The 8078-nt window shown below is 40.9% G+C and carries 5 protein-coding genes and 1 pseudogene; all 6 read right to left on the bottom strand.

What is annotated here, in order from left to right; translation table 11 throughout:
* Positions 1–1316, bottom strand: a pseudogene (locus tag ASE55_RS02105) (hypothetical protein); the annotation flags it as partial.
* A gap of 320 nt (positions 1317–1636) precedes the next feature.
* On the bottom strand, positions 1637–2122 hold the full coding sequence (locus tag ASE55_RS02100; RefSeq protein ID WP_056214887.1) for a YcxB family protein: 486 nt from the start codon (positions 2120–2122) through the stop codon (positions 1637–1639).
* Between the two features lie 80 nt (positions 2123–2202).
* Positions 2203–3021, bottom strand: a complete 819-nt coding sequence (locus ASE55_RS02095) for an alpha/beta hydrolase (protein ID WP_056214884.1) — start codon at positions 3019–3021, stop codon at positions 2203–2205.
* A gap of 161 nt (positions 3022–3182) precedes the next feature.
* The gene (locus tag ASE55_RS02090) at positions 3183–5516 is read right to left on the bottom strand and encodes an ATP-dependent helicase (protein ID WP_056214881.1); all 2334 of its coding nucleotides are present in this window, start codon (positions 5514–5516) and stop codon (positions 3183–3185) included.
* A gap of 145 nt (positions 5517–5661) precedes the next feature.
* Positions 5662–6030, bottom strand: coding sequence for a PleD family two-component system response regulator (locus tag ASE55_RS02085; RefSeq protein ID WP_056214878.1), 369 nt, complete (start codon positions 6028–6030; stop codon positions 5662–5664).
* Between the two features lie 9 nt (positions 6031–6039).
* Positions 6040–7893, bottom strand: a complete 1854-nt coding sequence (locus ASE55_RS02080) for a PAS domain-containing protein (protein WP_056214875.1) — start codon at positions 7891–7893, stop codon at positions 6040–6042.
* Positions 7894–8078: the final 185 nt, after the last annotated feature.

Here is an 8078-nt window from a genome sequence, read left to right as displayed (position 1 = left end):
ATGGTTAATCTTGTTACGACAAATCCTTTTGAGTTGGATTCCAGAACCGCGTGGGCCGACTTTCTGTTCATAGGCCAGTTGCCGCTGTCCGCGCCAGCTCTTCCCAAAAGGGTAACCCCTACTTTACTGTCGATTCCCGGGGTAGAAGTATTGGCATCATCGTAACAGATACATCTCTGGATAAAATAACTGTTTGTTCTCGGGAAATACGTATCGCCCGGTACAGGAGATGAAGTGGAAACGAAATTATTGGTGGAGCCGCTGGTTCCCTGCTGCTTGATTTCAAAAGCAAAAGTCTCTGTAGGCTCGTCCACCCCTTCATTTACAGAAGCGATATTGATGGCGATCCCGTCTTCATCATTGTTAGGGCTTGCATATCCCGGTGTAACGCCGCCGTCATAGTTTCCTGCGGGTATGGTAATGAGGTAGATGCTGCTTCCCGGCGTATGGGAAATAGTTGGTGTACCGGTGGAATTGGTTGCCGGGGTCAGGGTGATATCGGCATCGGTAGCCACTGGGTTTCCGTTGACTGGGTTTATCAGTTCTACCGCCACGGTAGTCGCACTGGTTACCGCGCCGCTGATCCTTAAGAACAGGTTACCGTTGCCTGATCCTTCACATGAGGACAGGGCATTGGAGAATTTTAAATCGATAAGCGGGTTTAGCGTAATACTGATGTTATCAAGAAAATTACCTGCTGCGGGATTCGTCGTATTTACAGCCCTGAAACCTACCCTATAAACTCCTGAAGTTCCTGTAAAGGTATAGGTTCCCTGGTTTACAGACCATGCCGAGATACTTGAAGGTAAAGTTGTAGTGCTGACCGTAGCTATATTTACTTCATTCTGGTTTTCAATTACCATGGCTGCCTGTTCAGATCCGTCCACCCTTGCCCGGTGCCTGAAGTCATAGGTGATAATATCGCCATTGACAAGGTACATATTCTGGTAGATCATGGAGTTTACATAAGCATTCAGTTCTACAAAGTTAGTTCCCTGGGTAGCAGGTACACTTTTATATCCGGTACCCCATATTTCAATAGGGTGGCAGTTTCCGGAACCTCCCGGTTCACAGACTCCTGCCTGGGTAGGGTGAGAAGTATACCACGGTGAAGTAACTGCTGAACCTGCATCAAAAGTCGTATCAAAACCGAAATTAGAATCATACTGGCCAAAAGTAGAGGCTGCTACCCCAAACTCAAGTCCGGGATTTACAATTACCCTGGTCTGGGCCTTTCCGCTATTCGGAAATATAAAACAAAGAAATAAGGGCAGAGAAAATACAAAACTTTTTGTATCCTGTGCGCGTTGCTGCATTTGTAAGAAAATTTTCATCGTTGTGTATGCCAAATTATAAAGTATGAAAATACTTTTCATTTAAGTCTAAGATTAGTTATGATTGGAATATAATGTAATAATGGGTGGAGATAAACTAATATGAAAATTACTATATGCATAAATTCTCATATGTTAATAGTAAATTTCTCAATAAAATACAGCACTGAGTAGTAAATATTATTCATTTAGAAGATTCTATTTGCAAATATATTAAATTAACCAGATTTTGTTAAATTAATTTACATTAATGACAAAACCCCTTCCTTAAAACGGAAAGGGTTTTATATTTCTGCTTAAGTTTAATTAATGGTTTTTACTGATCCTAAAATTTCTTGAATTTGCTTTATTTGCGCTGGCGACAGCTCTTTTTTAGGAATCAAAATCGCGGATAAATTGTTTTGATAGATTAAAAACCAATTTTTCTTTTCAACTATCTTATAGATTTTCGACCAGAGAATTTCCATATAGAAGGATTCGCCTCTGATTTTTATCTCGTCTTCGGTTAAATCCATATCCAGCGTTTCCCTTAAATGATTGCTTGAGTAATAATTTCTTAGAATTGTAGTAAATATCACAGTCGGCTGAATCACAGCAATTAAAAGTAAAGTGATATACTGATAAATTACAGGTTCCGGAAGATTTAAAATATTTAAATGGTAAAGCGCAATCCAAAGCCCGAGTAATAACGCGAAACAGACAAGAAATATCATTATGGGCTTTGAATATGTTAAGCTGAATAATATTTTTAAATATTGCCGGATGGTCACTTTTGCTTTTAACTTCATTCTATCATTTTTTGAGATTATAAATGCCGGTCTAATTCATCTAGGAATTCCTGAATTTATTTTGATTTTGTCTCTGATAATTAATTTTTCAGCTTCTGTATTCTTTTCATTTCATTCAGCAGCAGAGGGAAAGCCGGCTGGGCCATTCCGCCGTGATCGAAACCCTGAAGCTCATATAATGTTGTTTCTTTATGGCCTTTCAGCTTCATCATTCGGGCCATGTAGGCATTTTCTTCATACCTGCCGAGCAGTTCTTTTTCCCGGTCTCCCGTGATCAGGAGTAAAGGCGGTGCATCGGCTCTGATAAAATGAAGCGGCGCAAAATCATCAATCCTGGCATCCAGTTCGTCAATTCCTTTTTCTTTTCTGACGGTAAAATGGGAGATCATCTGCCCGCTGAAAGGGATGATTCCGGCCAGCGTATTTGCATCAATACCATATTTTTGCAGATAGGTTTTGTTCAGTCCTACCATGGAAGCCAGATATCCTCCTGCCGAATGCCCCGAAATAAAAACCAGGTCTTCGCGGCCTCCGTAATTTTTAATATTTTTAAACACCCAGGCAGTTGCAGCGGCAGCATCTTCAATATATTTCGGTGCATTTACTTTGGGTGAAAGCCTGTAGTTGACGCCGATAACGGCAATTCCTTTATTTTTTAACTCCTCGGGGATTTCTTTTTGCCCGCCTGTGATGCCTCCGCCGTGAAACCAGATAACCGTCGAAAAGTTTTTTATATTTTTCGGGACATAGACATCCAGAACACATCTTTCATTGATATAAACATCTGCTTTATTGGTTTTTTCATCATAATAATGAATGTTATTCTCTGTGCAGTATTCCTGGGAAAAAAGCGGAACGGAACACAATATGATGATTAAAAATACCAGAATCCTTTTCATAATGGGAGTTTATTTATTTAAATATACGAATTTGTGTTTTTTCACCTGACGGTTATCAATAAAAATTCCCGCAGACTTCACAGATCTCACAGAAAAAGCTGTTGAGTTATGAAACATGCGGGAAATTATATTAAAATTACTTTTCTGCTTCCTGCAATACCTTAAATTTTAGTCAGCTTAGCATATTTCAGAATCAGGTTTTTCTCTCCTTCATGCTGGAAAATTACTTTAGCCTTGATGTTCTGAGGATCAGTCCCGTCAAGGAAAGTCACTTCCCCTACCCCGAAACGGTCATGCCTTACCTTATCCCCCACTTCGATGTCCTGTGAAGAAGCACCGCTTGGGTTGATTATTTTCGCCGTGCTTACCGGTTTTAATTTTCTGGGCTCAGCGATAGGTTTTGACCCTTCACCCCGCTCAATGGTTTTCTTTTCAACTTTTTTGAATCCTTTGAGTTCTGAAGGATGCTCATCAAAAATATTTGACCTCAGCCCTGCATTATTAATGAACCGTTTTTCAATGGCCGGATTTACAAATTCAATATATTGATCATCAATTTCACTTAAGAACCTTGATGGCTCGGCATCGGTTATTTTTCCCCACTGGAACCTTGAGACCGCATAAGAGAAAAAGGCCTGCTTTTCCGCTCTGGTTAACGCTACGTAGAACAACCGTCTTTCCTCTTCCAGATCTTCCCTGGTTGTGGAACTCATAAAGCTCGGGAAAAGATTTTCTTCCAGCCCAACCAAATGCACAACCGGGAATTCCAGTCCTTTGGAAAGGTGAATCGTCATTAATGAAACCATTTCTTCTTCATCATCTTTCTTCTGCGTATCGGCAGAAAGCGCGATATTTTCAAGGAAATTGGGTAAGCTCGGGTCTCCGTCTTCCAGCTGCATCTGCTCTTCAATGAATCCCTGCATGGAGTTCATTAATTCCTGGACGTTTTCCACGCGTGAAATGCCTTCCGGTGTCTGGTCATCCTTTAAAAATTTAATCAGCCCACTGCGTTTGGCCACTTCCATGGCAACGTTGTAAGCCGTTTCTGTTTTTAGGAGTACCTGAAATGCTTTGATCATCGACCAGAAGTCATTCAGTTTATTTAAAATTCCGTTATTGAGCCCTAACTGCGGGGCATAGGAAGGAAGATTGTCCAGCACATTGGAAACGGTAACGTTATGGGCATCTGCAAAAACAATCAGTTTATTCTGTGTGGTATCTCCAATTCCCCTTACCGGATAATTGATAATCCTCATCAGTGCTTCGGAATCATTTTCATTTACCAAAAGCCTGAGATAGGCAATAAGGTCTTTCACTTCTTTCCTTTGGTAGAAAGAAAGCCCTCCGTATACTTTATAGGGAATATTTTTACGCCTCAAAGCATCTTCAAAAGCCCTGGTCTGCGAGTTGGTTCTGTACAGGATGGCAAAATCACTGTACCTTCTCTGTTCACGGTTCCGGGTTTCCCAGATATTCCCAGCCACGAAATTAGCCTCATCAGCATCAGACAGCGAGCGGTATACTTTGATTTTTTCACCTTCTTCATTTTCACTGAAGACATTTTTTTTGAACTGCTGAAGGTTTTTGGCAATCACCACATTGGCAGCATTGACAATATTCTGGGTAGAACGGTAATTCTGCTCCAGGGAAACCGTAACGGCATCCGGATAGTCTTTTTTAAAGTTGAGGATGTTATAAATATTGGCTCCACGGAATGAATAAATGGATTGTGCATCGTCTCCAACCACACAGATATTTTCAAATTTTGAGGCCAGTGCTTTTACGATCAGGTACTGGGAATGGTTGGTATCCTGGTACTCATCCACCAGAATATACCTGAAACGGTCCTGGTATTTTGCCAGTACTTCGGGAAAGCGTGTTAACAGCTCATTGGTTTTCAACAGCAGGTCATCAAAATCCATTGACCCGTTTTTATAACACTGGTCCACATATCTCTGGTAGATCTGGCCGATGAATTTCATATTGGCTTTTTCATCTGCTTCAAGAAGTTCAGGATTATTGTAATATGCTTTTACGGTGATCAGGTTATTTTTATACGTTGAAATCCTTGCCTGGACTTTTTTGGGTTTATACAGATCGGCATCAATGTTCATGTCCTTCAAAACTTTCCTGATGACATTCAGGGAATCCTGCTGATCATAAATGGTAAAATTGGAAGGATATCCCAGGTAATAGGCTTCATTTCTGAGGATCCTTGCAAATACCGAGTGGAAAGTCCCCATCCATAAGCTTCTGGCATTGCTGTGCCCCACCACTTTTGCAATACGCTCCTTCATTTCCTTTGCCGCTTTGTTGGTAAAAGTTAGCGCCAGAATATTGAAAGGGTCAATTCCATTTGTAATTAAATGGGCAATACGCATCGTCAGCACACGTGTTTTCCCGGAACCTGCACCCGCAAGAACCATTAACGGCCCCTGTAACGTGGTAACAGCTTCAAATTGTGATTCATTCAGTCCTTTCAAATAATCCTCCATACTGCAAAAAAAATTAGGAATACAAAATTAGTGTATTATATGGAGAATTCAAATCCGGCGGGAAGGTAAATAGTGTTAAATTAATCCTTTACCCGTGCAAAGGATTCTTAGAGAAAAAACGGCAAAAATACTGTAGATAAATTGTTTATTTAAGGTAAAACCTGATCCGGTCTACCATGTTTCCGAGATCAAAAGGCTTGGCAATAAATTCATTGGCACCTGCATCCAGAGCGGACTGTTCAAGGCCGCGGCTTGCGGACATAATAAGTACAGGAATATCTTTTAATTTTTCATCCGTCTTAATCAGTTTGCAAAAATCCCTGCCGTCTTCACCGGACAGCCACATATCCATTAAGATTACATCAGGCTTCATGTCAGGATCCAGCGCACTGAACATCTCTGAGCCTTTGTAAAATTTATCAACCTCAAATCCTTCAAAATCAAGCATCATTTCAATCGAGTCAACAATTGCAGGGCTGTCATCTACCACCATTATTTTTGCAGAACTAGACATGGTAATTTTTTAATTTTTATTCTTTGGGATTCTGGAGCAAAAATCAGACCCTTCTCCTTCAACGGAAGAAACAGAAATTTCCCCTCCGGCTCTTTTTATAATTTCGGAGGAAATAAAAAGCCCAAGTCCTAAACCGGGAAATGTATGGGCTCTGGATTCGCTGATCCTGTAATACTGATCGAAAACTTTCGACTGTTTATCAGCCGGAATCCCGATCCCGAAGTCACGGACACAGAATTTGGCCCGGCCTCCTTCTAACGATGAGGAAATGTGTACCTCATCAGCATCCGGCGAGTATTTGATGGCATTGCTGATGAGATTGGCCATCACCTGTGAAATCCGGTGCCGGTCTGCAAAAACTTCGCCTACCTTTAATTTGCTTACGACCATTTTATGCCTTGAGGTCATCTGCTGCTCTTCTACCACTTCATCCACAAGCTGATCAAAATCAAAATAAGATTCATTGAGCTGAATCTGCCCCTTCTGGATTTTGGTAACATCCAGCAGCTCATTGATCAGTTCCGTAAGGCGGTCGATCTGGCCGTCCATCCTTTTCACAACATCTGCATTTTTGTAATCTCCTGATTTCTGCAGATTCGTTTTGATGAACTGGGTGTATAATTTAAGGCTGGTGAGCGGTGTTTTAAGCTCATGGCTGGCAATACCGAGAAAATTGTCTTTCTGGGTTTCCAGCTGCTTGACTTCATTGATATCAGTAAAGGTTCCCGTCCATTGTTTTACTTCCCCGTTTTCCCCGAAGTTCGGAACAGCCCTTCCCAGAAACCACCTGTAATTCCCTTTCTGTTTGGGATCTTCAAGTTCATATTCCATAACAAAAGGACTGGATGTACGCACAGATTCTTCCCATGCCTGATCTACTTTCCCAACAGTTTCTGGCCTCATCATTGCTTTTACCAACTGAGTCTGGTCCTGATTTTCCGTGAACCCTGTATATCTGTACCAGCTTTCGTTCATGTACGTAATCTGCCCGTTATGGTCACACGTCCATACAAACTGCGGCATCGAATCAGCCAGATCGCGTAATTTCTTTTCGCTTTCCTGTACTTCTTTCCTTGCCATTACGATGTCCGTAACATTTACGGCCATATTCAGGATAGCATATACTTCACCGCTTGGGTTTTTAAGCGGCTTGTAAGAAAAATTGTAATAGAAAGTCTGTAGGATCCCGTCTACAATCAGCTCCACCCGGTCTTCTTTTGCGGTATAGGTTTCACCGGTCCTGAAAATATCTTTCAGAATCCCTATAAACGGCTGCCCTTCCAGTTCGGGAAGCGCATCTTCAAGCTTCATCCCGATGACGGAAGCATCTTTACCCCAGGTTTTAAACATCGGTTCATTGGCAAACTCTATAAAAAGTTCTTCTGTACTGTAGATGGCGATAGAATAGTCTGATTTTTTAATAAGCGATTCAAAGCGGTACTCGCTGTCTTTCAGCTTTTTTTCTGAGATCACCTGGTCTGTAATTTCAGTGGCGACAATGCTTACCCCGATAATTCCCCTGTCATCATTATATACGGGAGCATAAATAAAATTAAAGAAATGCTCTTCAGACACGCCGTATTTTTCTAAAAAAACAGGCCATTTATTTCCTTTAAAAATTTCTCCGTTCCGGTATACACTGTGAAGGATTTCCACAAACCCCTGAGACTGTATTTCCGGAAGAACTTCAAACAGCGATTTACCTATCACCGTATCATCCTTTCCCCAGAGTTCCAGAATCTGCGGGTTGGCACTGTGAATGGTAAAATCATCACCTATCAACAGGGACATTGCCACGGGGGCCTGGCTAAAAAGGGTAATAAGGGAATCCTGAGAAACATTCTGCTGTAAAAAGCTTTTCATTCTTTAATTTTTAACGTTGTAAAACAATCTATCTTTAAACTATAAAGTTATAATTGATATTTATTAGATCGGCTTTTTAAAATACAATCCCTAATCAGTTAAAAAACTTTATCCGCCAATATATCATTTACTTAAAAATAAATCAATTATCCGCCAATATATCATTTACTTAAAAATAAATCAAT

The sequence above is a fragment of the Chryseobacterium sp. Leaf201 genome (assembly GCF_001421435.1).
GTDB lineage: Bacteria > Bacteroidota > Bacteroidia > Flavobacteriales > Weeksellaceae > Chryseobacterium.
Note: the sequence above shows the minus strand (reverse complement) of the source record. Positions and strands in the feature narration are given on the sequence as shown.